The following is a 25215-nucleotide window of genomic DNA, read 5'->3' on the forward strand; positions in this document are numbered from 1 at the left end:
TCGAAAATGTCGGGGTCGAAGTCATTGAATAAAACGGATGGAAATCCGGTCAACACGCGATCGTGCTCGACTTTGTATGTGTCGGGATTGGCGATCGGCGGACTGTTGGTAATATTAATTACAAATGTCTGGTTTGCCGAAGTATCGATGCCGCCGTTAGCTATACCGCCGTTGTCTCTGAGGTTGAGAGTGATATTAGCCTTGCCAGTTCCACTTGTGGCGGGGGTAAAAGTCAGTTGTCCGAAAAAGCCGATCGCCGGTGGTACGCTAAACAAACCGGGATTGTCATTTCCCACGACTTGAAAGTTGACGGTTTGTGTTGACTCGTTGACCGGCCCTGGAGAAATGGCTATGGCCCATCCAGGAAAGGTTTGCAGGCCAGCACTGTGATTGACAGTGCGATCGGGCCCTTTGACAAACGACGGTGCATCGTTGACAGGATTAACAGTAATTGTTGCAGTCTCGCTGGCCGTACTGAAAGCTGCTAAACCCCCAATACTGCTAGCAGTTGAAATATCAGCCGTCCCCCCATTCGTGAGGGTAGTACCGCTAGAGTTAGTCGTCGTTCCATCCCACGATTGATAGGTGATATTAGCACTACCGTTGTAGTCATTATTGGGAAGAAAGCGGATACTGGCATTGCCTGCTAGCAGTCTCGCTGCTGCTGTTGACGGTGTACCGAATGCCGTCCAAGTCGCACCGCTATCAATAGAATATTGCCAACTGCCGTTAGTATTGTCTGTCGCCGTCACAGCAATTCCTTGAGTGTCGGCGGTGTCGGGATCTGTAACTATTCCTGCAATTAAAACAGAAACTAAGGTGCCAGTGTTGCTGGCAGAAGGTACATCTTCGTTAATTGCTGTTAGTACCGGCGAACCGCTGTTGTTGAGTACGGGTGCGTTGTTGGCGGCAAACGCTGCGAATCTGGTGGGAAGGGCAAAATTGTTGTCGCTGACAAGAATTAGCGTTCGTTTCCCAGTTGCTGTTTGAGGAGGCCCAAATGTCATCCCTTCAAAATTGTCAACCAGTGCCGGAGTGCCTGTACTGAGGAAATAAGCAGAAGTGGCGATCGGAGTTTTCGATACTGGTGTAATGCTAGCAACACCAGAAGCAATCAAACCGGTATTGTTTTGAATATCTGTCGCACCGTTTAAAGAAATTTGATAAAGCTTCAAATCCCCTGACGGCGGTGTTGTCGATAAGTCGAGAAAACGTTCGAGAACCAGCAGTGTATTATCATCAACGGCCAGCATTTCTGAAATGCCGTTGCGCGGATCGGTATTGTAAAGAAATTCTCCGTTTGCGGTGTTTGTACCTAAGTTATATCTGACAATTCGCGATCGCGCGCCAGCCGTTATATCTGAAGCAGGGCCGTCTTGTTCGAGAGCATTTTCTGTTGCTGTAAATAGAAAACTTTGACTGGGAGTAATCGTCAGACTTTCAAAACCTTGATTGTTGCGGATGCCGCTGTTAGGATCTGCTGATACGTCGTATTTGGGAGAAGCAATAGGCAGCGCGAAATTTTGAACTCCTGTTGCAATGGCGAAACTATTAATAAAAGGCTGGGTATTTGTCGAGAAATTGCCTTCAGAAGAGACGAAGACATTGCCGCCGATGAAGCCAATGCCCTCTGTATCCGATGTATCTGCGGCAAAGGGAGGCGGATTGCCAATCTGTGTCACCCCTGTAAAATTCACTTGTCCTGGTACTGGTGTCAAGCTACCGGAACTCACAGTAGGTATAGTGAGGGTGTAAAAGCGAGATGGGCCGGGACTGCCACCAGGAATATTGCGGCCGTCGGAGATAGCGTAGTAAGTGTTGCTTCCCGCGTAGGTAAGGCCCGACAGTCCACCTACCTGAGTTGTTGGTGTTCCAAAAGTTGTATTTGCCGGAAATCCTGCTTGTCCCAAAAGTTGTAAGCCGAACACAAATTGGTAAGCGGCCATTGTGGCTGACTCGATCGCCAACTCCGACTCCACCCACCCAGTTGTATAATCTAGTTCCCAGTCTCCGCCTAAAGCTGAATTGCCGATCGGCCCCCTGGAAGCAGCAATTTTTGCCTTTGTTAGCCGACTGATTTGCTGTACGAAACTAACGCCCGCATCATCCGCCGCCACATCGCACCCGTACAGCAAAATCTCTGCACTCTCTGCCAGCGATCGCGACCATTGCCGCAATTTTTCACCATAAAAGTTTAAATTTGTCAAGTTTAGGTCGATCGCGCCTAGCTGCAAACTCGCCGATCGACCGTGGGAGATAATATGAATACTTTTAATATTGCTGCGACTCCCTAGCACTTCCGTAATTTGTGCTACTCCATCCCGCGCTGCATTGATGATAATTACTTCTATTCCGGCGGCGATACCGTTGCAAAGATTTTGGATATCGGGGAGGGCAGAGTCGAGAAAGGCGATCGAACTCATAACAGAATTGATAAAATTTGGCACAAAACACCTCTGGTTTGATGACCGTCGATAACTTAAATATATGCCAAATATACCAAACTCAGATATTAAATGTCATCCGTAAAATTTCGGGAATGTTGCTGCAACCAAGTCACCAAATCTGAAACACTTTCAAAATCAAACATCGCATCTCCTAAATCATCCAAATTCTCAAGATTCAACTCGCATATCTGTGTCTGAATGTCTGGAGAAATTTCACCAATTAGCCTCCTCATATTCCGGACTATTAATTCTGACTTGCCTCGTTCCATTCCTCGTTCCATGCCTCGTTCTAGAGCTTGCTGAGCCGCTAGATCGATCGCCCCTTGTTGATCTTGAATCCAAAACTCTTGTTTTTGCAATTCATCTAAGTCTTTTTGACTCAGATTCGTGTCGTTAGCAATCTGAAAAGCTCTTTCAATTTCTGGCACCGCAACCATTGTATCGGGAACAGTTTCTAGGTTACTGGTATTTTTGACAAAATAAATCCACTTGTCCGTCAGCGTTGTCAACTGATCCAATTCCTTTTTGAATTTTGGCAGTTCGATAAACACCAACTCAATCTCGCTATCGGGACAATCGAATAGTCTTTGTGTTTCTTTGAAGGCAAATCTCGAAATTACTTCCAATTGATTGGGAAACATTTCAAAATCAGTGATATTCAAAGCAATTACTGGTCTGAGTCTGTAATAGCTATCGCTTAGATTTAATTGCATTCCATAAGTTTTAGCAGCATTATATAAAACTCGCTTACGATATTTTGCCACGTTCAAAACTTGGATTGTGACAATCACAGTTTTGCCATCATTAATTTTAGCTTTGACATCTAAATAAGTGTCTTTACTTCCAAAAATCTCAGCAGATAAATAAGGAGGGATGATTTCTAAATCTTCGATCGCAGATTCGCCTGCATAAAGCATAGCGTTCAAAAAACTCATCAAAATTTCTCGGCTTTCGTTAGAACAGAATATCTTCGTGAAGGCCAAATATAGTTTGGGATTGATAAAACCCATAGTTTTTAGCGATCGAGGTTTTGTCTATCATTATAAACTACCAGACTTAAGATTGACTGCCTAACAGTTCCTCTGCTACCAATCCTTTCTGAATAGCGAGCACTGCTGCTTGAGTGCGATCGCGCACTTCTAACTTTTGCAAAATCGCGTGGACGTGCACCCGCACAGTCCCCGGAGCGATGTACAATATTTGTGCAATCTCCTGATTGCTTTTCCCGCCCGCAACTAAGGCTAATATTTCCTGTTCCCTCGGAGTCAGCGGATTGTCTAAAACTTCCCATTTACTCGCGCTTTTGACAGGTTCGGGATTACTAAAAACCGCCCGAATTTCCGCAGTTGCGGCCTTGTCCCACCAAGAAGCGCCCGCCGCTACCGATCGAATTGCCAAAACCAAAGTTTCTGCCGCAATTCCCTTGAGACAATATCCTTGGGCTCCCGCAGCCATCAACCTTTCAATTAACGTTTTTTGGGCGTGAGATGTTAAAATTAAAACCGGAATTTCTGGATGTCTCTGTTTGATTTGGCGGCACGCTTCAATGCCACCAATTCCCGGCAAACCGACATCGAGAACCACCACATCCGGCAAGTGTTCCTGAGTCAATTCTACCGCCGTTTCTCCATCTTCCGCCTCGGCAATTATTTGCAAAGAACTTTCTTGCTGCAATCTGGTTTGCAGTCCCAACCTAAACAGTTCGTCGTCTTCAACTAAGAGAATTCGCAAGGGAGAATTAGGTTTCATTGGCGGAGATAGCTGGTAGTCGGAATCCAAACAAAGCGCCTAAAGGCAATTTGTTTTCTGCCCAAATTATACCGCCGTGGGCGTCAATAATTTGGCGAGATAAGTATAACCCCAATCCCGATCCTTTGGCTTGCCGATCGCCATTTCCTTGATAAAAACGCTCAAACAACTGGGGCAGCTCATCGCTAGTAATTCCCAACCCGCTATCGATAACTTTCACCACCTGATCGGTTGCGTAAGATTCCATGACTATTTCTACTTTACCACCTCGGGGAGAATGGTTGATCGCGTTTGTTAGCAAATTAACAAAAACGCGCTGGAGTTGCACTTCATCGCCGTTTACCCACAAAGAACGGCGAAAGTCAGACTCTCCGTAACTTATACTAATATAAACTCGGCGCGCTGCCGATAAATGGATGAGTGTGGCAATTACTTCTTCTGCTAAAGCTGCTAAATTTACGGGCGCAAGTTGCAGTTTTAAACCTTCGGCATCGTTGCGGTAAACATCCAGCAGCGTTTCTACTAATTGTAGTGACATTTTTTGCGATCGCGCCATTGTTTCGAGAACTTTTTGCTGGCTGGTAGTCACTTCCCCAAAGTTTGCTCCCTGAAAAGCTTTGATTGTTTCAATTGCGCCCAGCATCGGCGTTTTCAAGTCGTGACTCAAAGTAGAGACAAAATCCTCTCGGATGCTGGCTAGCTGCTGCTGAGATTGCAACTGCGCTTTGGCGATCGCGATCGCTTCTTGATACTGCTGGGTGCGATCGCTCAAATATCCCGTGACTCCCAAGGCCATAACTGCGATCGCCCTATTTGCAACAGTCGCTAGGGCGATCGTTTCTCCATAGGGAACAAACAAGTTCAACAGCGTCAATGCTGCTGCTAACAGCGTAATTTGCAACTTTCCCAACCGACTCAACCGCGAATTTGCCAGTAAAATCGGCCCTGTATACAAATACCCAAACAGATATTCTGACGGCGTGGTAAATTCCAGTGCTATAACGATCGCGAATAAAATTGCGATCGACCACCTTCCGCGCAAATACTTTTCTTGAAACACCAAAATTTTGGGAATTTTCAATAAGCTGTCAAACATCTCTAATTAATCCATTTTAAGCTTGTAAAATATCAACCAATACAGTTAACTTAAAAACAATCTGATTCATGAAAAATGCCTGCATCGCCTATAAAATCGCGATAGTAAATTCGTCAAAAAGCGTTAAGTAAACCGTATTGAAATATCAACTACATTTTGGCGCAAAAAACAGCGTTTAGACAGCATTTATACCTGCAAGTATAGATTTAATACATTGGCTAAACATTCGCCTATCAGTAAAAGTATAGGTAAAAAAAGCATAATTTATAAACAGTAACTTATACCTTAAGACAGATTATCAACAACCCCAAACCTCAGTAAAGTAATCACTAAACGAGGAATTTTTAACACACTTATGTTACAAGGCTTAATTCAAATTGCATTAACCCTAATCATTTTAATCGCGATCGCGCCCGTGTTCGGCAACTACATGGCACGGGTGTACATGGGAGAACGAACCATTCTCGACCCCGCAATTAAACCACTAGAACAACTCATCTATAAAGCCAGCAATATTCGGTCTGTAGATTCCATGACAGGCTGGCAGTATGCCCGATCGCTATTATACAGCAATGCAGCAATGGGCATATTTGTATTCTTGATTTTCATGCTTCAGGGACTGCTGCCTTTAAATCCCACCAGCCTGAGTGCACCAACCTGGGATACCGCGCTGCATACAACTATTTCATTCCTCACAAATACCGACCAACAACATTACTCAGGCGAGACAACATTCAGTTATTTATCCCAGTTAACCCTGGGTTTTTTAATGTTCACCTCAGCAGCCACGGGTTTAGCAGTAGGAATTGCCTTTATTCGGGGACTGACAGGTCGCCCCCTCGGCAACTTTTATATCGATTTAATTCAATCTATCACCCGGATTCTGCTGCCACTTTCTTTGATAATTGGCTTGTGCTTACTAATTTCTGGAGTGCCGGAAACCCTAGCCGGCCCAGCAGTTGCGCGTACCTTAGAAGGCGGCACGCAAGTAATTGCTCGCGGCCCAGTAGCTCACTTTGAAAGTATCAAACAACTGGGAGAAAATGGCGGCGGATTTTTTGCCATTAACTCGGCTCACCCCTTTGAAAATCCTAACCCTTTTACCAACCTGCTGGAAACACTAGCAATGGTTTCTATACCAGCAGCACTCATTCACACCTACGGCAGATTTGCTAACAACAAAAAGCAGGGATGGCTGATTTTTGGGATGGTGTTTGCCATCTATGTAATTTTGATCGGCATTGCAGCAGTTGGCGAATATCAAGGCAATCCCCAAATTAATAGTTTGCTCGGTTCCGTGCAACCAAACTTAGAAGGGAAAGAAGTTAGATTCGGTTGGGCAGAAACTGTACTTTGGGCTGTCACTACGACTGGGACAATGTGCGGGGCTGTCAACGGAATGCACGATTCTTTAATGCCGCCAGGGGGTTTTGCTACTTTATTTAACTTGTTTCTCCAAATTGTTTGGGGCGGACAGGGAACGGGAACGGCTTACTTATTTATTTACTCCATTTTGAGCGTGTTTCTCACCGGATTGATGGTGGGGAGAACGCCGGAATTTTTGGGACGAAAAATTGAAAAGCGGGAAATTGTTTTAGCTAGCGTTGTTTTGTTGATTCACCCGATCGCAGTTTTAATCCCCGGCGCGATTACCCTCGCCTTTCCCGACAGCTTGAGCGGCATCAGCAACCCAGAATTTCACGGCATTTCGCAGGTGATGTACGAATACGCTTCAGCGGCGGCTAATAACGGTTCTGGCTTTGAAGGATTGGGCGATTCTCAACCCGCGCCGACAGGACTTTGGTGGAATTTAAGCACTTGTTTTAGCTTGCTGATGGGGCGCTACGTTCCAATTATTGCCTTGCTGCTGTTAGCTGACAGCATGACGAACAAACAACTGGTTCCTGAAACAACCGGAACACTGAGAACAGATTCGATTTTGTTCACCAGCGTCACCGCAGGAGTAATCATCATTTTGGGCGCGCTGACATTTTTCCCAGTGCTGGCTTTAGGGCCGATCGCAGAAGGATATGAAATCAGCAGCGGCAAGTTTGAAGCCGCACCCGTAACTGCACCCACAACACCTTTAGCAACACCAACTGCTCAACCTCAATAGCTAAAAACATCAACCTCACTATTCTCTTTCTCTGCGTTCTCTGCGTCCTCTGCGGTTCATTAAAATTCCAAATTATGGCTACTTCCAATACCCCTGATTCCCCAAAAAATCCCCGTTCCAGAGGCTCTCGCGAGTCTCGCAAACATACGCCAAAAGCAAATACTAAAGGCCTTTATCAAAGAGCTTTCAAAGAAGCTTTTATCAAACTAGATCCTCGGGTGATGCTGAAAAACCCGGTGATGTTTGTGGTATGGGTAGGCACAATTGTGACTGCATTATTAACGATCGACCCCACGCTGTTCGGCCCGGTTCCCGGCAAAAATCAGGTAGTTTTCAACGGTTTAGTCACGTTTATTTTGTTCTTCACCTTAGTATTTGCTAATTTTGCAGAAGCCGTAGCCGAAGGGCGCGGGAAAGCGCAAGCGGATGCACTGCGATCGACAAAAGCAGATACCACAGCCCGCAAACTCTTACCAGACGGTTCAATTCAAGAAGTTAGTTCGACATCTCTCAGACGCGGCGACCAAATTAAAGTGATCGCAGGCGATGTCATTCCTTCCGACGGCGAAGTGATCGCAGGTGTCGCATCCGTAGACGAATCGGCGATTACCGGGGAATCGGCGCCCGTGCTCAAGGAACCGGGTTCCGACATCGCCAGTTCCGTTACCGGCGGGACGCGCATCCTTTCGGACGAACTGACGCTGCGGGTGATGGCCGACCCCGGTAAAGGGTTTTTGGACAGGATGATCGCGTTGGTGGAGGGCGCTGAACGCTCGAAAACGCCGAACGAGATCGCGCTGACAGTGCTGCTGGCTGTGCTGACTTTGGTGTTTTTGATTGTGGTATCGACGATTCCGCCCGTGGGCAATTATGTCAAAACTCCTGTGGGTGTGGTGACGCTGATTTCGCTGTTGGTGGCGCTGATTCCGACAACGATCGGCGGTTTGTTAAGTGCGATCGGCATTGCGGGGATGGATCGCGTCGCTCAATTTAACGTGATAGCGACCTCTGGGCGGGCCGTGGAGGCTTGCGGCGACGTGAATACGCTGATTTTGGACAAAACGGGAACGATTACGCTGGGCAACCGTTTAGCCGAGGAGTTCATCCCGGTAAACGGTCATTCGCTGCAAGAAGTGGCGCAGGTAGCGCTGACTGCGAGCGTTTTTGACGATACTCCCGAGGGAAAGTCGATCGTCCGTTTGGCTCAGAATTTGGGCGCACAGGTGGAGTTCGATCGCACCAACTCCCAAGGATCTGAAGGCATTGATTTTTCCGCAAAAACGCGGATGTCTGGTACGGACTTACCCGACGGTACGGAAGTTCGCAAGGGTGCGGTGGATGCGGTTAAAGGTTTTGTGCGATCGCGCGGCGGCAATTTCGGCCCGGATCTCGATGAAGCTTACGAGCGAGTTTCGCGATTGGGAGGCACACCCTTAGGCGTTTGTCAAGGTAGCGACACCTACGGAATTATCTATTTGAAAGATGTGATTAAACCCGGAATTCGCGATCGGTTTGACCAACTGCGAAAAATGGGAATTCGCACCATCATGCTCACCGGAGATAACCGAATTACAGCATCAGTAATTGCCGACGAAGCCGGAGTAGACGACTTCATCGCCGAAGCAACTCCCGAAGACAAAATCGAAGTAATTCGCAAGCAACAAGCCGAAGGTAAATTAGTAGCAATGACGGGAGACGGAACCAACGACGCACCCGCCCTAGCCCAAGCAAACGTAGGTTTGGCGATGAATTCCGGAACCCAAGCGGCGAAGGAAGCTGCAAACATGGTGGACTTAGATTCTGACCCCACAAAACTGATTGACTTAGTGACAATTGGCAAACAATTGCTAATTACTCGCGGCGCGCTGACTACGTTTTCGCTAGCCAACGACATCGCCAAATACTTCGCAATTATTCCCGCAATGTTTGCTCCCGTCGGCGCTTTAAACATCATGGGTTTAGCCAGCGGTCAATCGGCGGTTTTGTCAGCATTAGTTTACAATGCTTTGATTATTCCCGCTTTGATTCCCCTGGCACTAACTGGTGTCAAATTTAGACCACTAAGTGCCAATCAACTGTTGCAGCGGAACATTTTAATCTACGGATTGGGCGGAGCAGTTGCGCCGTTTATCGCCATCAAAATTATCGATGTTTTCATTGCTGCGATCGGGTTAGCATAAAAAACTTCGACTACCGATTCGCAGGGCGGATGTAACGGATGACTCTTCCCGGCTCTGCCTGGGAACGCATATCCAGAGGCTATGCCTCGATTTTCCCACAAAAAATCTAAGAGAAAGACAGATATTTAGTTCCCAACAAAGGAGAATTCATGAAACGGAATGATTTGCTGAATGATGTTTTACCCAGAGACTTTCAAGAAACAATTGAGTTAGCGAAAATGCTGCGATCGCGCCACCCAATCCCGGTGCAGCTATTTCTGGTAATGTGCTTTAACTTGATAATTGCACCCGCGGTTTATGCGGCTGCGGATGAAGGTTTGACCAAAAAAGCGGCGTGGGGTTTAAGTCTTTTGGGTTTAGTAATTATTGGGCTAGCAGTTTATTTGTTTGTCGTGATTTTTCAGCCAGAAAGATTTTAGGCATTTCCATTGTCAACCTTAGAAACCGGTTTTTTTACCGAATCTGGCGGCTAAACCAAATATTTTCGCAAAAATCCGGTTTCGGGCATCCAGTTTTTCATGACATCCGTTACACAATCCGTTACACAATCCGTTGCCGAACTTCCTTCATTGAGGTCATGTATGAGAGAATTAATCAGAGCTATTCGCGTTACTTTAGTTTTGTGGGGAATCACAGCGATTATTTATCCCTTAATCCTGCTCGCAATCGGTCAACTTGCTTTCAATTCCCAAGCAAACGGCAGTTTAATTACCAACCAAGGAGTTGTAGTCGGCTCATCGTTAATCGGTCAGTCTTTCGGCTCGGATAAATATTTTTGGGGTCGCCCCAGTACCACAAATTACAGCAGCTTTGCGGCAATAGATTACGACCCCACAAAGGCAGAAAATTTAAGTCAGAGAACGGGCGTTTCGGGAGCGAGCAATCTTGCTCCTAGCAACTCGGATCTGGTGAAGCGAGGTAATGAAAAAGATGGTTTTCAGGGGGTAGAAGTTGAGTTGGCTCGCCTCAATTTAGTTGGTATCAAACCGACTGCGGATTTAGTTTACACTTCCGGTTCTAGCCTCGACCCGCACATTAGCGTAGAATCAGCTCGATCGCAAATTGAACGGGTAGCAAAAGTGCGATCGGTCAATCTCAATCAAGTCGAAATGTTAGTAGCCAAAAATACAGATAGCAGATTTCTCGGTATTTTCGGCGAACCGGGAGTTAACGTCCTCAAACTAAATGTGGCTCTCGACGGTTTATAATACTCTGTGGTCAGTAGTCAGCAGTCAGTAGTGAATAGTCATTAGTCATTAGTCATTAGTCAGGTAGGGGCGGTGCCCCATGCCCGCCCTCTTAGTAGTCATTGGTAATCGGTAATTGACTGTCAACCGTCAACCGTCAACTGTCAACTATCAACTGCCAACTGCCAACTGCCAACTGTCAACTGTCAACTGTCAACTGCCAACTGCGATGATTCACTCTAGCGAACTCAGTAACAATTCCGACGCAATTTACGCCCAACCAAATCGCGGTTACGATCGCCCTCACCGCCGGGGAAAGCACAAAATCTTTATCGGAATGGCCCCCGGTGTCGGCAAAACTTTCCGAATGCTGGAAGAAGGGCACAGACTCAAATCTGAAGGCATTGATGTCGCCGTTGGACTGTTAGAAACTCACGGGCGGAAAGAGACAGCAGCTAAAGGCGAAGGACTAGAAATAGTCCCGCGAAAAGAAATGCTGCACGGCGAAAAAGCACTTACCGAAATGGATACTGAAGCCCTAATAGTACGCCGCCCTCAACTAGCATTAGTAGACGAACTGGCTCATACAAACGTTCCCGGTTCTCTGCGAGAAAAACGATATCAAGATGTCGAAGAAATTCTGAAAGCAGGGATAGATGTTTTCTCTACCCTCAACATTCAACACATAGAAAGTCTCAACGATTTAGTAGCGAGAATTACGGGAGTTGTAGTGCGAGAGCGAGTACCCGATCGCATTCTCGAAGAAGCTGACGAAATAGTCGTTATTGATGTCACGCCCGAAACCTTAGAAGAACGGTTGCGAGAAGGCAAAATCTACGCTCCTGAAAAAATAGAACAATCTTTAAAAAACTTTTTCCAGCGCCGTCATTTAATCGCATTGCGAGAACTGGCGCTGCGGGAGGTAGCAGATAGTGTTGAAGACGATGCAGCAACTTTAAAAGGTCAATCTTGCAACATTCACGAACGAGTTTTAGTATGCGTATCGACTTTTCCTAATTCCTTGCAACTGCTGCGGCGGGGTGCAAGGCTGGCGAACTACATGAATGCCCCATTTTATGCTTTGTTTGTGGATGCTCCCGATCGCTTCTTAACAAAATCCGAAAGCTTGCACGTTGAAACTTGCCAGAAGCTTTGCCAAGAATTTAACGGCCAATTTCTGCGGGTGGAAAGTCCGAATATCGCACAAGCAATTTCTGAGGTAGCTAAACAGTATCGGATTACTCAAATTGTGATCGGCGAAAGCCAGCAATCACGCTGGAAATTGCTGTTTCGGGGTTCTTTGACTCAACAGTTAGTGCGATCGCTCAAACACGTAGATTTGCACATCATCTCTACGGAAAAAAGTCGGTAGTTATTGGGCATGGGGCATGGGGCATAGGGCATAGGGCATAGGGCATTAGTTATTTGTCTTAGGTTTGGTGTTTGTTGTTGTTTCTAATAACTAATAACTCATAACTAATAACTCATAAATATAACTTTCGGAGGATAGCAGACTCTAGCTGGTGGCGGATGTGCCAGAAGCTTTTATCTGTCAAGATTGCACTTGTTAAAGCTGATTAAAAGTGCGATCGCTATGGTAGATCATTACATTCTAAATTTGCTAGTGATTGGCATCCTCCTGCTCACCGTCACCTTGGGCTCCGGATGGATTTCGCGATTGCCGGTATCTTATGCCTTAATTTATCTAATTGTCGGTATCGGATTGGGGCCCTACGGCGTCAAGCTGGTTGAATTGCGCCCCGATGCTCAATTTTTAGAAAGACTCACAGAATTTGTAGTTATTGTGTCTCTGTTTAGTTGCGGCTTAAAAATGAATCGCCCGCTACAACTTTGGGCCTGGAATTCCACCGCGCGGCTGCTCGGTTTTTTAATGCCGATTTCGATTTTTGCTGTTGCTGCGATCGCTCATTGGTTTGTGAAATTAGATTGGGGCCCTGCCATTTTACTAGGAGCAATTCTGGCACCCACAGATCCAGTTTTAGCCTCAGAAGTTCAGATAGCTGATATAGAAGATCGCGATGAATTGCGTTTTGGCTTAACATCGGAAGGCGGTTTGAACGATGCTTTAGCTTTTCCCTTTGTTTATTTCGGCATTTATGCGCTAAAAGATAACAACTGGCCGAACTGGTTTTCGCAGTGGGTGGCAGTTGACTTGCTTTGGGCGGGTTCCGCAGGTATCGTGATGGGCATTTTAGTAGCCAAAGCCGTCACTTGGATCGATCGCCGATTGCAACGCTACAGGCCCGCCGACGAACTAATGGAAGATTTCATCGCTCTCAGCACAATTCTGCTCACATATTCCCTCACCGAAGTAGTCAACGGCTACGGATTCCTCGCAGTTTTTGTAGCAGGAATTGTAGTGCAGCGCAGTTACCGCGACCCCGAAAAACCGCTTTCCCAACTGCACTTTACTGAGCGCATAGAAAAGTTAATGGAAGTAGGAACAATTTTAATATTGGGTTCCATGTTGCGCCTAGAAGCTCTCGTTGCACATGGAAGCTACGCCCTTTTAATAGCTGGATTGTTAATCTTTTTGATTCGGCCTGTGGGAGCTTGGATTAGTACGATTGGCAGTCGCTTGCATCCCGCCAGTCGCTGGCTCTGCGGTTGGTTCGGCATTCGCGGCGTCGGTTCAATCTATTATCTTACCTATGCTTTCGGTCACGGTTTGAAAGGCGAAACTGCCGAGAAAATTGCCTGGATTACTTTTACTACGATCGTAATTTCTGTGATTGTGCACGGCATTAGCGCCACCCCGTTAATGAACTGGTACGAGCGGCGAATTAAACCTAAAGTACCGGATTTAATTTAATTCACAGGACTAACACACCAAGCAGATGAAACTGGTTCTTAGTGAGGACTTCAGTCCTCAAAAATCAGGACTAAAGTCCTCACTACGAACCAGTTTTATTAAAGGATACAGGAGATGATCGAAGTCCTAACCAACTAATTTTCTCTGTATTCTCGGAGCAACTAAGCGGAGCATCATTGCTGCAACTAGCAACACTGTCAAAGGTAAATATACGATCGCCGATTTAACAATCTTGATACCGAATTCAAAGGTAAAAGCCAGCCAGAAATAGTGCATTCCAGCATTGTGTAGAATCTTCCAGGCCCGTTGACCGATCCATGCTGCCGATCGCTCAAAAGATGTTACAGTCATTGCAAACAGGAACACGTAGCCCAAGATCCCCAGAGGGTCAAACCCGGGCGACGCGCCAGAAGTGGCCCACCACAAGCCAGTCCAGGCGATCGCGTGATACGTATGCGACACAGCCATCGATAGCCCCAAATAGCGGCGATTTTTTAACAGCCACTGTGTAAATATATTGGGCCACAGCCTGCGAAGTGACGAAGCCACAAAAGCACATAGAAATAAGATACACGAAGTACGAGCAGTTGCTCGAATCGCCAACCGCATCGCTGTCTCATCAACACCGTAAATCAGCCAAATCACAGCAAGCATAATCCCAATTGTCAGCGCCGAAAAACCAACAATGCTCCATCCTTCCACAGCAAATTTACTACCTTTCATCCGTGATGAATCCTTACAATAAATTCTCATATCCTGTCCGATCGAACACCATGAAAAAATTGGTTCGTAGTGAGGACTTTAGTCCGCATCAAAGAGAGGGCTAAAGTCCTCACTACGAACCAAACCTTATGATTGCCAGTAATTAACAGGACACGAACTCAGTACATACTAAATTTAGCGATCGCCCGTGGCCGCTGTCTTGCCAAATCTTCCCAAAAATGTCCTAATCTTCCCAACCTTCAAAGCGCATCTCTATAAGCCTTTGGAGTAGTTTTAACCTGTTGGCGAAACACTCTGGTAAAATGACTTTGACTTTGAAATCCGACTTGGTGGCAGATTTCTACAAGTGTCAACTCCCGCAGCCGAAGCAACTGCTTTGCTCTCTCAATGCGGCATTTCATCACATACTGATGGGGTGTAAATCCTGTAGATTGCTTGAACAAACTTGCAAAATAATGCGGACTAATCTGCACAGCACTGCTCAGATTTTCCAAACTCAAATTACCATCCAAATTTTGCTCAATATAATTGAATACTTGCCTTAGTTGATACTTGCACAACCCGCCCGTATAGTTTTTAATTTCAGGAGTAAAAGAACAATAACGCCTCAGCAAATGCACAGCAAGCGCTGTTGCCATTGACTCTGCATACAGGCGACTGTCTGCGCCTCCGGCTGCTAATTCTTGCTTCAAAGCCAGCGCCATATGCTGAATTAACGGATCGCGTAGATGCAACTGCGGCACCAACTCAATTTTATCTGCATCCACAGAGTCAAAAGCAGCGCGCGCCAGCATTTCAGGGGCGAGAAACAGCTCAATTAATGGAACTTCGCGATCGACAAATGTTCTCGGAATAGTTTGAGTAGCAGGAATAATCGCAATATCGCCGCTGGCGTAATCTACCTCTTGCAAACTTCCATTCAACATAAAACTCGCCCGAAAATCATTTTCAGCGATGAGAATAAAGTGGTGTTCTAAATCAGTTTCCGGCATTTCGTCAGCAGGTTCTAGCTCATAAATCAGATTCAAACCATTCCATCCCAATTCAAAGCTAGAAAGGAGGTGCAAATGCGGTGCAGGTTCATTATCAGACACAGCGAGTCTCGACTTCGAGCGACAAAAACGGTTTGTAGTGAGGACTTTAGTCCGCAGATTTAGAGGACTAAAGTCCGAACAGTCGGGTGCATCTGGTTTTTGAAGAGGGCGAAGCATGACCGCATATAAGTTATTAGTTATAATCTCATATTGATTGCGGTCATGCTTCGCCCCTACACGCATATTTGCTTGCAGATGCACGCCTTACTATCGAACTAATATTATTGCGATGCGATTGGTTTCACCCCAATTAATAAAGCGAGTTCCCGCCACTTCCAATAACAGTCTGCATTGTCAAAACCAATTTCTCTAAACCAGCGCAGTTGTGTTTCCACATCCAGCAATTTATTAGAAGGATCTTCACCCTCTTTGCTGATACCCAGTGCCTCTCGAAACTTCTCATGCAAAGCCTCTGTTGGGGACGCTACGTGCTCCAAATTGCAAAAAATGCCTCCGGGTTCCAAAAGCTCGAAAATCTCGGCGTAAAGCGAACGTTTGCGATCGTCCTCTACGTGATGGATGGCAAAACTAGAAACGATCGCATCAAACTTGCCCAAATCCGGCAGAGGTGCGTCAAAATTGTGCTCGATTACCGTGACAGTATTGTCATCAGCAAAGCGAATGCGGGCTTTTTCCAGCATAGTTGGCGAAAAGTCGATCGCCACAGATGCAACATTCGGGCGATCGCACTTCAGCAAACCCAACAACCGCCCATCACCCGTACCCACATCCAGAATCCGCTTGACATCTTTCGGCACTTCCTCCAACAAAACCGCCTCACCCTCAGTGCGGTGAGGAATACCATCAGCCTTAGCAAGATACCACAAAGCGTGTTCCGCAGAACTCCAAAGATTAACTTGACTCATAAACAGTTGACAGTTGACAGTTGACAGTTGACAGTTGACAGATGAGTGCGAGGTTTTTAAGACGGGGATTTAAACCTCTCCATAAAAACAATCCGCCCGCACCTGAAGGGGGCTAATAACCCTTGATATTTAGTAAATCTCGCCGTTTTTATGCGTAAAAATCCAACCATTATCGCCCGCTTTCGCGATTAAGTCATCATCGGGATAACTTGCTGAATCATCAGGAGTGCGATCGCCAATTTCCAGATAAACAACATCAGCATTCGAGCGATTCACCAAATGATGCCCGTCAGCATCTCCAGCCGGAAAACCTGCCGCCATACCCGATTTTAGCAATTGCTCACCCAAATTTGTAATCAGAGTAACTTCCCCTTCCAGAACATAGACTAACTCATCTTGACGAGAGTGCCAATGTCGAAGAGCAGAGCAACTTCCCGGCGCCAACCTCACCAAATTTACCCCAAAATTCTGCAAACCCGCAGCATCACCCAAGCGTTTTTTAACTCTTCCCGCAACAGCAGATTTAAATTGCTGAGGATAATTTGAGCCTGTACTTTCTGGGACATTATTAGGATGAATAATCATACAAAACTCCTTCTCTTCTTTCTCTTCCTTCGCGTTTTTCGCGCCTTCGCGGTTCATTTCTCTATTCCAAAGGTTTCAAAGTAGTAGGATTTTCACGAATCGGTTTAACAAAACGGCTGTTCGCCCGCACAAAACAATTACCCTTATCCGTGGAAATCGGCAACCAAGGCTTACCCTGAGAGTCAGCAATCATAATTTGATTAGCATTATTTCCAGTCACCGCTTGCAAGCGCTGTCCCCGCCGAAAAGTGGTCACCACAGGCCACTGCGAAACATTATGTTTATTTTTTTCAAATAACTCATCTGGTGCATCAAGAGCATCTACAGAAACAGATCTAAATCGCTGAGCCATCCGGCAATTTAACCCTTGAGAATCCGAGTCAACAACCACCCAATTCACCTGCCTGTTGCCCCGCTGTCTCGCCAGCAGCCCCGTATAATCTCCTTGCTGATTGGCAACAGGTAAAGCCAAGGCTAAATGAGCCCCCGCTCCTAAAATCCAAGTTACTGCCAGAGAGAAAATTCTGATTTCTGCTTTCATTGATACAAAAAATCCTTAAATTCAGATTAATTACAATCGTAGCAAGCTCTCCTGGCGATCGTCCAAGTGCTAATTGCTGAAACCCTTGCTTCCCTTGGACTTCTGTCAACCGTCAACTGACAACCGTCACAACCGTCAACTGTCAATTCATTAAGAATGTGTTATAAATATTGAGATTCATTAAGAAATATTGCTCAAATGCTCCTTTCCCCCTCTGGCGCCAGCAAACTCAAAGAATCCTTAAAAGAAAAAGTATTCTTCGGGAATGAGCCAACCCCGGAACTCATAGCCATCTTACTGATTTATTTCGTCCAAGGCATCCTCGGACTAGCCCGCTTAGCCGTCAGCTTCTTCCTCAAAGACGAACTCGGCATGACTCCCGCCGAAGTCTCAGCCATGCTGGGCGTCGTCGCCATACCTTGGATTATCAAACCCTTGTTCGGCTTCATGTCCGACGGGTTGCCCATATTCGGCTACCGCAGACGGCCTTATATCGTCCTCTCGGGGCTGTTGGGAACGGCAGCATGGGTGGGGATGGCCACAGTCGTACACACGCCCTTAGCGGCCACAGGGGCGATCGCCCTAAGTTCCGTTTCACTAGCCGTCAGCGACGTAATCGCCGACTCCCTAGTAGTAGAAAGAGCGAGAAAGGAAACAGTTAGCGACGCCGGTTCCCTGCAATCCTTGTCTTGGGGCGCATCAGCCATTGGCGGACTAATTACCGCTTACCTCAGCGGTTCCCTGCTGCAACACTTCAGCACCCACACCATCTTTTTAATCACTGCATCTTTCCCGCTAATCGTATCAACAACAGCCTGGTTAATTACCGAAGAAAAAGTCAACAAAAGAACCGACTTTGAAACAGTAAAAGACCAACTCAAACAACTGCGGCAAGCTGTTGCCGAAAAAACAATTTGGTTGCCCACCGCCTTTCTATTTCTGTGGCAATCCACACCAAGCTCGGACTCCGCCTTCTTCTTTTTTAGCACCAACGAATTAGGCTTTCAGCCAGAATTTCTCGGACGAGTGCGCCTCGTCACCAGCATAGCCGCCCTCGTTGGCATTTGGCTGTTTCAGCGCTACCTCAAAGCAATTCCATTTCGAGTCATTTTCGGCTGGTCAACAGTCATTGCAAGTGCCTTGGGCATGACTACATTATTATTAGTAACTCATGCCAACCGAGCATTAGGAATTGACGACCAATGGTTCAGCATCGGAGACAGCCTGATCCTGACAGTAATCGGACAAATTGCCTATATGCCCGTGCTGGTACTATCAGCGCGGTTGTGTCCTCCAGGCGTCGAAGCAACCTTATTTGCAGTGCTGATGTCTGTCACCAATTTAGCAGGAATTATTTCCTACGAAGGCGGTGCAATTTTGACACACTGGCTCGGAATTACCGATCGCAATTTCGACAACCTCTGGCTGCTAGTAGTCATCGCCAACCTCTCCACACTGCTACCCCTCCCCTTCTTAAACTGGCTCCCGGCAGAAAGCACAGAAAGCGGCGATCCAAACTACCAACAATCTCTCCCAGTATTAGAACCCGAACTGGGCTGTGCAAAACCGGGCGGACAACATTTCATGCCCGAATACTTTCCCGACTTAGTGCCAACATCAATTCCCGAAACCCGCACCGTAGAAAGCAAATGAAGGAAGAAAGAAGAAGGAAGAAGGAAGAAGGAAGAAGGAAGAAAATAGACTGCGAATATCTTGATAGTTTTCTTTCTGCTATTTTTCTCTCCTTTATTTCTTTCTTTCTCTCTGCGCTCTCTGCGCCCTCTGCGGTTAAATCAATAAAAGCTTATTCTACCAATGCAAAACTTACAAACTTCCCCAGCCAAAACAGTAGCCCCAAACTTATCATACGATCGCAAAGACTGGCAGCGTGGCTACGAATCCCAACCCAACGAAGCCGACTACTGGATTGACAACATCGAAGGCGAGATCCCAGAAGGCTTACAAGGCACATTCTTTCGTAACGGGCCCGGATTATTGGATGTCAACGGATCGCGCATCCACCACCCCTTTGACGGCGACGGCATGATTTGTGCGATCGCAATTTCCCAAAAACGCGCCCACTTCCGCAACCGATTCGTACACACCGAAGGCTACCTCGCCGAACAAAAAGCCGGAAAAATCCTGCACCGAGGCGTATTCGGCACACAGAAACCCGGAGGCTGGCTGGCCAACATCTTTGATGTCAAAATCAAAAACATCGCCAACACCAACATCATTTATTGGGGCGACAAACTGCTAGCACTCTGGGAAGCAGCACAGCCCTACAGACTCGACCCCCGCAGCCTAGAAACCCTCGGATTAGACACCCTAGACGGCATCTTACAACCCGGTGAAGCCTTCGCCGCCCACCCCAGAATTGAAAAAGGGAAAAATGGCAAAGGAGACAGATTAATCAACTTTTCCGTCAAGCCCGGTTTGTCAAGTACAATCACGATTTACGAACTCGACGAAACTGGCAAACTATTGCAGAAACACGCCCATGCAATCCCGGGTTTTGCCTTCCTACACGACATGGTAATTACCGAGAATTACTGCATATTCTTCCAAAATCCTGTCAGCTTCAATCCCCTACTTTTCCTATTAGGATTTCGGAGTGCAGCGCAGTGCATTAAATTTTCGCCAAACAAGCCCACCCAAGCAATTTTAATTCCGCGCAACGGCACTGACGAGGTAAAAATATTAGAAACCGAACCTTGTTTTGTGTTCCACCACTGCAACGCCTGGGAAGAAAACGGCGAAGTTTTTGTAGATTCAGTTTGCTACGAATCATTTCCCACTGTCGAACATGACGGCGATTTTCTGGAGATTGATTTTGACACCATTCCAGCGGGCGAGTTGTGGCGGTTCAAGTTAAATCTGCAAGACAAAACCGTGCAGCATCAAGTTGTGGAAACTCGTTGCTGCGAGTTTCCGACTTTGCATCCGAATAATGTCGGACAACCTTACCGATATCTTTATATCGGCGCCGCTGACTCTGCCACTGGGAATGCTCCTTTGCAAGCTATTCTTAAAATAGATTTCCACACGGGTGAAAGGCAAGTTTGGAGTGTCGCGCCGCGCGGCTTTGCTGGTGAACCAGTTTTTGTTCCCCGTGATTCAGCCGTCTCGCCTGAGGCTGCAAGGGCTGAAGATGACGGTTGGCTGCTGGTTTTGATGTATGATGCGGCTAATCATCGATCGACCTTAGCGATTCTAGATGCCCGCGACATCACCAAAGGCCCCCTAGCGCGCCTGCATTTAAAACAGCACATTCCCTACGGTTTGCACGGCAGCTTTACACCAAACGTACTGCTTCCCGAGAACTAAGATAAAATAGGTTTGTAGTGAGGACTTTAGTCCGCATCCGTCAGAGGACTAAAGTCCTCACTACGAACCTTTTGTATTGCGGGGAATACTAACAACAAGTCAATACATAAAATATCCCTAATTAATGCAAACTGTCAACAAATCAAATATCAAAAAAATACTTATTTTAATTTGCAGCCTCGCCGTAAGTTTGGCAATTATCTTATCTATTTACTCTCACAATGCTAATGCCCAAGAGCCTTACAGCCCCTCTCCAGATACCGCTGTAGCCCCCAAAGGCTTGGTTGAGGTCAAAATGACCGTAATTGGCGTAGACCCGATTAAAAACGAATTAGAAACCCGCTTGCAGTTCGAGCTTAAAGGTATTTATAAAAAAGGGCCTACTTACCCGGCTCAAGATTTATTAATGACAGTTAACGGTGCCAATATCGAGGATTCGGAAATTAGCTTTAAAGAAGGCAAACCGATGATTGTCCCGGCATTAAAGTTTAACTTAGTCAAGGGAAAAATCAACAATTATCCGTTTGACACGCACATTGCTAAAGTAGCTATTTCAATTGACCCGCTGGCTTCAATTGGCAAACAGTTTGCTCCCTTCCAACTAAATCCTGTGCCGCTGGAATTTAAATTTAATGCCGATGTTCCCGGCTTCGATATCAGTTATAAGCCGATGGAAGAGAATTCATCTATATTTATTTATATCGATGTTTCAGCCACGCGATCGATTCCGGTAAAATTCTTTTCCTTGGTGATTATTGTGATCATGTGGGTGCTGTCAATCATGGCGCTGTTGCTAGCATTAAAGGTGATGAAATCTGGCAAGTTGCCGGAAGTCGGAATGTTGAGTTGGACAGGTGTGATGCTGTTTGCTTTTCCCGGCATTCGCAACTCTCAACCGGGAGTTCCGCCAGTGGGAACTGCTAGCGATTTCCTGTCATTTTTTTGGACGGAAATGATTGTTGTGGTAGCGTTGGTGATCATCGGTAGCTGTTGGTTGAAGCGCTATCATCCGCCGCTTGATGATTAATACCATTTATGAAAAATATGGCTGCGAAAAAAAATGACTTGTTTCCATGCACCCTAAGTATCAGGTGCGTCGCTGTGAGATTGTCGATTGGATTTAGGGATTTTTTATGGCGACGCACCCTACAAATACTAATGACTACGGCTTGTTTCCTCAACCCTCTTTGTCAGGTGCGTCGCTGTGAGATTGTCTGTCAAATTTAGAGATTGTTAAGGGCGACACACCCTACAGCTACTTCTTTCCTTCTTCCTTCTTCCTTCCTTCTTCCTTCTTTCTTCTTCCTTCTGCTCAATTTTTCACCTGCAAATTTTCAATATCCTTAGCGGGTACTCCCAAACCGCGCAATATAGTAAAAGCAATGATTCGATATCCCGACGGATTCGGGTGAACTCCATCGGCTGCTAACAAATTTAGAGTTTTTCCGGCGTGTTTTTGATAGGTGCCGATAACTTCCCGAAAAGGCGCATTCAAATCGATAAACAAGCACTGATTTTGCTTGGCAATTTCTCGCATCGCCACAACATATTCTTGCAACCTGCGATTTTCTGGGCCGTCGAGAATCTCGCGGATGGGAGTAGGAGAAAGCAGCACGACTCGAATTCCTGCGGCTTTTGCTGCCAGTACCATTTGAGTTATTTTGTCTATATATTCTGCCAGCGGTAATCCCGCAGCTAGGTTGCCTTGCGGATGAAATTGCAGGTTTTTGAAGTCGAAAAAAGCGTGCCAAACGTCGTTAACTCCGGCGTTGATCGTGACTAAATCTGGCTTTTTGTCGATCGCATCTTTCTGAAAACGCGCCTGCATATCACTCGCCTTGTTACCGGAGATTCCCGCGTTGACGATCTCGATTTTGCGATCGGGATACAGGGCATTTAGATAGCGTTGCAGCAGCCAAACGTAACCTCCTGGGTATTTCGCCGCTTCGGTGATGCTGTCCCCCACAGTCACAATTATGCGCTTCCCGGCGAGCACGTTTTGGATTTCGGGCGGCGGCGATGCTTCGGATACAGGTTCTTTAAACACGGGAATTAAGGAGTGAGGAATGTTGAACGCGATAACAGCAGCAATTACGGCGAGGACAAGTCTGATTAACACTTGCTTCAGCGGGGATTTGGGACGGGGCGATCGCACATTTGGAGACATGACACAGTTTTTGAGGAAAAGTTTAAGTTTTGAGCTTGGGATTTCCGGGCAAGATTTTCAGTGATTAAGAATATCCTAACAGTCTTGGCAGTTGCTATATAATTATATTAAGGGCTTTTTTGACACTCCTGATGTGAACGCGCGGGGCTTCCACGAATGGATCTGTAAGCCTGTAAAGTTTCAAATTAAATTGATGCTTGAGGAAATCCTATGCTGAAGTTACAATAGTTATTAAAGTCCAAGGGCGAGGATATCCTGGCGGTGGCGCTGCGACATGGGGCGTTTAATGTACGGGTGTTTGGTTCGGTGGCGCGGGGTGTTGTCGATGAGAGTAGTGATATTGACCTTTTGGTGGATTATAACGGAATAAGGATTAAGCCGTTTGATTAAGGATTGGGTTTTGGTGGAGGCGAAATATTTCGTTGATTTTAGTTTAAAGGAGGCTGTATGATGACTGTACAAGAAATTATTGCTCAGGTCGAAAGTTTATCAATAGAAGATCAGGATCAGTTGTTTGAGCTAATCCGCAAGCGACGGATTGAAAATCGGAGGGATGAAATTTTGGCTAATGCTCAGGAAGTGATGGAAGCTTTTAAGAATGGGACAGCAAAGAGAGGAAGTGTTGATGATTTGATCGCAGATTTACTAGGAGATGATGATGGAAGTTGTCTGGAGTAGTGGATTTAATCGATCTTTTAGGAAGATCGTACAGAAAAATCCACAATTAAAGGATCAAATTACTAAGGTGTTAAAGCTACTGGCAGATGATCCATTTACGCCATCTTTGAAGTCTCAGAAGTTAGGAGGGGACTTAGCCGGATTATGGTCTTGTTCTGTTGCATATGATTGCAGAATAATTTTTAATTTTTCTGAAGATGAGGAATTGTTAGAAATGGTGATTCTCTTAGTTGATATTGAAAGCCATGATGAGGTTTATTAATATGTAGCTGCGCCTTGACTTTATGCCCTACGGCTTCAAGCCCCTTGATTTCGATTACGATAGAAATAGGACTTACCCATTTCAAAGTAATTCTTTTTTTGGCCTATGAGTTCCGACCTAGTTCCCCTCTTGCCCAAAGTATCACTCGATCGCCGCGCCGGTGCCTTCTGCATCGATGCGATCGCCGTTTGGATACCCAGTTTGATTCTCGGCACCAATCCGATCGCCCAAACCTTTCTTTTTGTCCTGCTGTGGATGATAATGCGCGTAGCCATCGTCAGGAAAAACCAAGGTCAAAGTCTCGGGCGCTGGGCCCTGGACATGAAAATTTTCGATCCTAGATTCCAACGGACTCCCGGAGTGCAAGAATTGTGCAAGCGCGAGGCATTGCTGGGCTTTTGCGCCGCCCTAGCCTTCGCAGGTGTAGGTGGGCTCACCTCCACTAACGCGGGCGTCTTGCTGCTGATGTTACCACTGGCGATCGACTGTAGCGTTGCTTTCACCGACGCAGAAAGGTTTCCCCAAGCTTTTCACGATCGACTCGGTAGGACGATCGTCATCGGAACCAAGCGCGGCTACTCCCTCGACATCAAAGTTAGAAGATTGCTTGACCAAGTGCAGACAAATGTGAGACGATAATAAATTGTGTTTAAATTAGTCGAAATTTATTTAGAATTATGGCTAAAGGCGTCCGCATCATAATTACCCTAGAGTGTACTGAGTGCCGAACAAACGCGAGCAAACGCTCCAAAGGCGTGTCTCGGTACACCACGACCAAGAACCGTCGCAACACGACGGCACGGCTAGAACTCAAAAAGTTCTGCCCCCACTGCAACAAGCACACTACTCACAAAGAGATCAAGTAGGGAATGGGGCATGGGGCATGGGGAATGGGGCATGGGGCATGGGGAATGAGTAGTATTTAAGGATTAATGGCTAATAGTTTCTACTATCGCAGTCATTTAAGAATCTTTTAAGAATTACTGATTACCGATTGCCAATTACCAATGACCAATGACCGATTACCAATGACCAATGACCAATGACCAATGACAGATTACCAATTACCAAAGAACCATGACTTACTTTCGCCGGCGCGTTTCGCCAATCAAACCAGGAGACCCGATCGACTATAAAGATGTCGATTTGCTCAAAAAATACGTCACAGAACGCGGTAAAATCTTGCCCCGCCGGATTACCGGTTTGACGGCAAAACAACAGCGCGACCTGACCCGCAGCATCAAAAGAGCAAGAATTGTAGCTTTGATGCCCTTCGTAAACCAAGAAGGCTAATTGGATTTTGGATTTTAGATTTTAGATTTTGGACAAAAATAGGACTTACGCGAAAACAACGTCTTTTTGTC

25 protein-coding genes are annotated in these 25215 nt (G+C 46.2%); 15 read left to right on the top strand and 10 right to left on the bottom strand.

Annotated elements, in window-relative coordinates; translation table 11 throughout:
* From JGK16_RS19335 to JGK16_RS19350, 4 genes are all read right to left on the bottom strand, one after another.
* Positions 1 to 2447, bottom strand: a 2447-nt coding sequence (locus JGK16_RS19335) for an esterase-like activity of phytase family protein (RefSeq protein ID WP_293191889.1), incomplete at its 3' end; no start/stop codon positions are given.
* A 65-nt stretch (positions 2448 to 2512) separates the two neighbouring features.
* On the bottom strand, positions 2513 to 3457 hold the full coding sequence (locus JGK16_RS19340) for an Rpn family recombination-promoting nuclease/putative transposase (protein ID WP_293191892.1): 945 nt from the start codon (positions 3455 to 3457) through the stop codon (positions 2513 to 2515).
* Positions 3458 to 3503: 46 nt separating this feature from the next.
* On the bottom strand, positions 3504 to 4196 hold the full coding sequence (locus JGK16_RS19345) for a response regulator transcription factor (protein WP_293182760.1): 693 nt from the start codon (positions 4194 to 4196) through the stop codon (positions 3504 to 3506).
* Positions 4186 to 5292 carry a HAMP domain-containing sensor histidine kinase gene (locus tag JGK16_RS19350; RefSeq protein WP_293182762.1) on the bottom strand — a complete coding sequence of 369 codons (1107 nt, stop codon included), beginning with the start codon at positions 5290 to 5292 and terminating at the stop codon, positions 4186 to 4188. The genes JGK16_RS19345 and JGK16_RS19350 overlap by 11 nt, the downstream gene beginning before the upstream one ends.
* A 355-nt stretch (positions 5293 to 5647) precedes the next feature.
* Here JGK16_RS19350 and kdpA point away from each other — a divergent pair, with 355 nt between their 5' ends.
* From kdpA to JGK16_RS19380, 6 genes are all read left to right on the top strand, one after another.
* The gene (gene kdpA, locus JGK16_RS19355; RefSeq protein WP_293182764.1) at positions 5648 to 7408 is read left to right on the top strand and encodes a potassium-transporting ATPase subunit KdpA; all 1761 of its coding nucleotides are present in this window, start codon (positions 5648 to 5650) and stop codon (positions 7406 to 7408) included.
* A gap of 74 nt (positions 7409 to 7482) precedes the next feature.
* Complete coding sequence (gene kdpB / locus JGK16_RS19360; RefSeq protein WP_293182766.1) at positions 7483 to 9588, top strand: potassium-transporting ATPase subunit KdpB; 2106 nt, start codon at positions 7483 to 7485, stop codon at positions 9586 to 9588.
* Positions 9589 to 9737: 149 nt separating this feature from the next.
* Positions 9738 to 10007, top strand: a complete 270-nt coding sequence (gene kdpF / locus JGK16_RS19365) for a K(+)-transporting ATPase subunit F (RefSeq protein ID WP_293182768.1) — start codon at positions 9738 to 9740, stop codon at positions 10005 to 10007.
* Between the two features lie 162 nt (positions 10008 to 10169).
* Entirely contained in the window at positions 10170 to 10796 is a 627-nt protein-coding gene (gene kdpC, locus JGK16_RS19370) for a K(+)-transporting ATPase subunit C (RefSeq protein ID WP_293182770.1), read from the top strand.
* A 208-nt stretch (positions 10797 to 11004) separates the two neighbouring features.
* A complete protein-coding gene (locus tag JGK16_RS19375) occupies positions 11005 to 12147 on the top strand; it encodes a universal stress protein (RefSeq protein WP_293182816.1) in 1143 nt (380 codons plus the stop codon).
* A 192-nt stretch (positions 12148 to 12339) separates the two neighbouring features.
* Positions 12340 to 13608 carry a sodium:proton antiporter gene (locus tag JGK16_RS19380; protein ID WP_325315472.1) on the top strand — a complete coding sequence of 423 codons (1269 nt, stop codon included), beginning with the start codon at positions 12340 to 12342 and terminating at the stop codon, positions 13606 to 13608.
* 126 nt (positions 13609 to 13734) lie between these two features.
* Here JGK16_RS19380 and JGK16_RS19385 read toward each other — a convergent pair whose 3' ends face one another.
* From JGK16_RS19385 to JGK16_RS19405, 5 genes are all read right to left on the bottom strand, one after another.
* Positions 13735 to 14331, bottom strand: coding sequence for a ferric reductase-like transmembrane domain-containing protein (locus JGK16_RS19385; protein WP_293182772.1), 597 nt, complete (start codon positions 14329 to 14331; stop codon positions 13735 to 13737).
* Positions 14332 to 14570: 239 nt separating this feature from the next.
* Entirely contained in the window at positions 14571 to 15542 is a 972-nt protein-coding gene (locus JGK16_RS19390; protein ID WP_293191895.1) for an AraC family transcriptional regulator, read from the bottom strand.
* Between the two features lie 104 nt (positions 15543 to 15646).
* Positions 15647 to 16291, bottom strand: a complete 645-nt coding sequence (locus JGK16_RS19395; protein WP_293182776.1) for a class I SAM-dependent methyltransferase — start codon at positions 16289 to 16291, stop codon at positions 15647 to 15649.
* 129 nt (positions 16292 to 16420) lie between these two features.
* On the bottom strand, positions 16421 to 16933 hold the full coding sequence (locus JGK16_RS19400) for a cupin domain-containing protein (protein WP_293191898.1): 513 nt from the start codon (positions 16931 to 16933) through the stop codon (positions 16421 to 16423).
* A gap of 4 nt (positions 16934 to 16937) precedes the next feature.
* A complete protein-coding gene (locus tag JGK16_RS19405; protein WP_293182780.1) occupies positions 16938 to 17417 on the bottom strand; it encodes a hypothetical protein in 480 nt (159 codons plus the stop codon).
* A 198-nt stretch (positions 17418 to 17615) separates the two neighbouring features.
* On the opposite strand from JGK16_RS19405, the gene JGK16_RS19410 reads away from it, so the two are divergent.
* From JGK16_RS19410 to JGK16_RS19420, 3 genes are all read left to right on the top strand, one after another.
* Positions 17616 to 19070 carry a folate/biopterin family MFS transporter gene (locus JGK16_RS19410; protein ID WP_293182782.1) on the top strand — a complete coding sequence of 485 codons (1455 nt, stop codon included), beginning with the start codon at positions 17616 to 17618 and terminating at the stop codon, positions 19068 to 19070.
* A 162-nt stretch (positions 19071 to 19232) separates the two neighbouring features.
* Positions 19233 to 20744, top strand: coding sequence for a carotenoid oxygenase family protein (locus tag JGK16_RS19415; RefSeq protein ID WP_293191901.1), 1512 nt, complete (start codon positions 19233 to 19235; stop codon positions 20742 to 20744).
* A 124-nt stretch (positions 20745 to 20868) separates the two neighbouring features.
* A complete protein-coding gene (locus JGK16_RS19420; RefSeq protein ID WP_293191904.1) occupies positions 20869 to 21771 on the top strand; it encodes a DUF4436 family protein in 903 nt (300 codons plus the stop codon).
* 285 nt (positions 21772 to 22056) lie between these two features.
* Here JGK16_RS19420 and JGK16_RS19425 read toward each other — a convergent pair whose 3' ends face one another.
* Positions 22057 to 22911, bottom strand: a complete 855-nt coding sequence (locus tag JGK16_RS19425) for an SGNH/GDSL hydrolase family protein (protein WP_293191907.1) — start codon at positions 22909 to 22911, stop codon at positions 22057 to 22059.
* 294 nt (positions 22912 to 23205) lie between these two features.
* Between JGK16_RS19425 and JGK16_RS19430 the strand changes: the two genes are divergently transcribed.
* From JGK16_RS19430 to rpsR, 6 genes are all read left to right on the top strand, one after another.
* On the top strand, positions 23206 to 23301 hold the full coding sequence (locus tag JGK16_RS19430) for a nucleotidyltransferase domain-containing protein (protein ID WP_293191989.1): 96 nt from the start codon (positions 23206 to 23208) through the stop codon (positions 23299 to 23301).
* A 57-nt stretch (positions 23302 to 23358) separates the two neighbouring features.
* A complete protein-coding gene (locus JGK16_RS19435; RefSeq protein WP_293191909.1) occupies positions 23359 to 23589 on the top strand; it encodes a hypothetical protein in 231 nt (76 codons plus the stop codon).
* On the top strand, positions 23564 to 23851 hold the full coding sequence (locus JGK16_RS19440; protein WP_293191911.1) for a type II toxin-antitoxin system mRNA interferase toxin, RelE/StbE family: 288 nt from the start codon (positions 23564 to 23566) through the stop codon (positions 23849 to 23851). Before JGK16_RS19435 ends, JGK16_RS19440 begins: the two co-directional genes overlap by 26 nt.
* Positions 23852 to 23956: 105 nt before the next feature.
* Positions 23957 to 24490, top strand: coding sequence for an RDD family protein (locus JGK16_RS19445; protein WP_293203341.1), 534 nt, complete (start codon positions 23957 to 23959; stop codon positions 24488 to 24490).
* A gap of 38 nt (positions 24491 to 24528) precedes the next feature.
* Positions 24529 to 24717 (top strand): 50S ribosomal protein L33, encoded by a 189-nt coding sequence (gene rpmG, locus JGK16_RS19450; RefSeq protein WP_293182798.1) that lies wholly within the window; start codon positions 24529 to 24531, stop codon positions 24715 to 24717.
* 211 nt (positions 24718 to 24928) lie between these two features.
* Positions 24929 to 25144, top strand: a complete 216-nt coding sequence (rpsR, locus tag JGK16_RS19455) for a 30S ribosomal protein S18 (protein ID WP_006631377.1) — start codon at positions 24929 to 24931, stop codon at positions 25142 to 25144.
* The last annotated feature ends 71 nt before the right edge of the window (positions 25145 to 25215 follow it).

Origin of the sequence: Microcoleus sp. PH2017_09_SFU_O_A, assembly GCF_020738625.1 — a bacterium.
In the GTDB taxonomy this organism is placed as follows: Bacteria; Cyanobacteriota; Cyanobacteriia; order Cyanobacteriales; family Microcoleaceae; genus Microcoleus.

What these genes read in the sequence shown, in the direction of transcription:
- JGK16_RS19375 (WP_293182816.1), top strand. Translation starts at nt 11,005, where the DNA reads ATGATTCACTCTAGCGAACTCAGTAACAATTCCGACGCAATTTACGCC.
- JGK16_RS19415 (WP_293191901.1), top strand. Translation starts at nt 19,233, where the DNA reads ATGCAAAACTTACAAACTTCCCCAGCCAAAACAGTAGCCCCAAACTTA.
- kdpF (WP_293182768.1), top strand. Translation starts at nt 9,738, where the DNA reads ATGAAACGGAATGATTTGCTGAATGATGTTTTACCCAGAGACTTTCAA.
- kdpC (WP_293182770.1), top strand. Translation starts at nt 10,170, where the DNA reads ATGAGAGAATTAATCAGAGCTATTCGCGTTACTTTAGTTTTGTGGGGA.
- JGK16_RS19405 (WP_293182780.1), bottom strand. Translation starts at nt 17,417, where the DNA reads ATGAAAGCAGAAATCAGAATTTTCTCTCTGGCAGTAACTTGGATTTTA.
- kdpA (WP_293182764.1), top strand. Translation starts at nt 5,648, where the DNA reads ATGTTACAAGGCTTAATTCAAATTGCATTAACCCTAATCATTTTAATC.
- JGK16_RS19435 (WP_293191909.1), top strand. Translation starts at nt 23,359, where the DNA reads ATGATGACTGTACAAGAAATTATTGCTCAGGTCGAAAGTTTATCAATA.
- JGK16_RS19410 (WP_293182782.1), top strand. Translation starts at nt 17,616, where the DNA reads ATGCTCCTTTCCCCCTCTGGCGCCAGCAAACTCAAAGAATCCTTAAAA.
- rpsR (WP_006631377.1), top strand. Translation starts at nt 24,929, where the DNA reads ATGACTTACTTTCGCCGGCGCGTTTCGCCAATCAAACCAGGAGACCCG.
- JGK16_RS19350 (WP_293182762.1), bottom strand. Translation starts at nt 5,292, where the DNA reads ATGTTTGACAGCTTATTGAAAATTCCCAAAATTTTGGTGTTTCAAGAA.
- JGK16_RS19340 (WP_293191892.1), bottom strand. Translation starts at nt 3,457, where the DNA reads ATGGGTTTTATCAATCCCAAACTATATTTGGCCTTCACGAAGATATTC.
- JGK16_RS19445 (WP_293203341.1), top strand. Translation starts at nt 23,957, where the DNA reads ATGAGTTCCGACCTAGTTCCCCTCTTGCCCAAAGTATCACTCGATCGC.
- JGK16_RS19440 (WP_293191911.1), top strand. Translation starts at nt 23,564, where the DNA reads ATGATGATGGAAGTTGTCTGGAGTAGTGGATTTAATCGATCTTTTAGG.
- JGK16_RS19345 (WP_293182760.1), bottom strand. Translation starts at nt 4,196, where the DNA reads ATGAAACCTAATTCTCCCTTGCGAATTCTCTTAGTTGAAGACGACGAA.
- rpmG (WP_293182798.1), top strand. Translation starts at nt 24,529, where the DNA reads ATGGCTAAAGGCGTCCGCATCATAATTACCCTAGAGTGTACTGAGTGC.
- JGK16_RS19425 (WP_293191907.1), bottom strand. Translation starts at nt 22,911, where the DNA reads ATGTCTCCAAATGTGCGATCGCCCCGTCCCAAATCCCCGCTGAAGCAA.
- kdpB (WP_293182766.1), top strand. Translation starts at nt 7,483, where the DNA reads ATGGCTACTTCCAATACCCCTGATTCCCCAAAAAATCCCCGTTCCAGA.
- JGK16_RS19420 (WP_293191904.1), top strand. Translation starts at nt 20,869, where the DNA reads ATGCAAACTGTCAACAAATCAAATATCAAAAAAATACTTATTTTAATT.
- JGK16_RS19385 (WP_293182772.1), bottom strand. Translation starts at nt 14,331, where the DNA reads ATGAAAGGTAGTAAATTTGCTGTGGAAGGATGGAGCATTGTTGGTTTT.
- JGK16_RS19400 (WP_293191898.1), bottom strand. Translation starts at nt 16,933, where the DNA reads ATGAACCGCGAAGGCGCGAAAAACGCGAAGGAAGAGAAAGAAGAGAAG.
- JGK16_RS19395 (WP_293182776.1), bottom strand. Translation starts at nt 16,291, where the DNA reads ATGAGTCAAGTTAATCTTTGGAGTTCTGCGGAACACGCTTTGTGGTAT.
- JGK16_RS19390 (WP_293191895.1), bottom strand. Translation starts at nt 15,542, where the DNA reads ATGCTTCGCCCTCTTCAAAAACCAGATGCACCCGACTGTTCGGACTTT.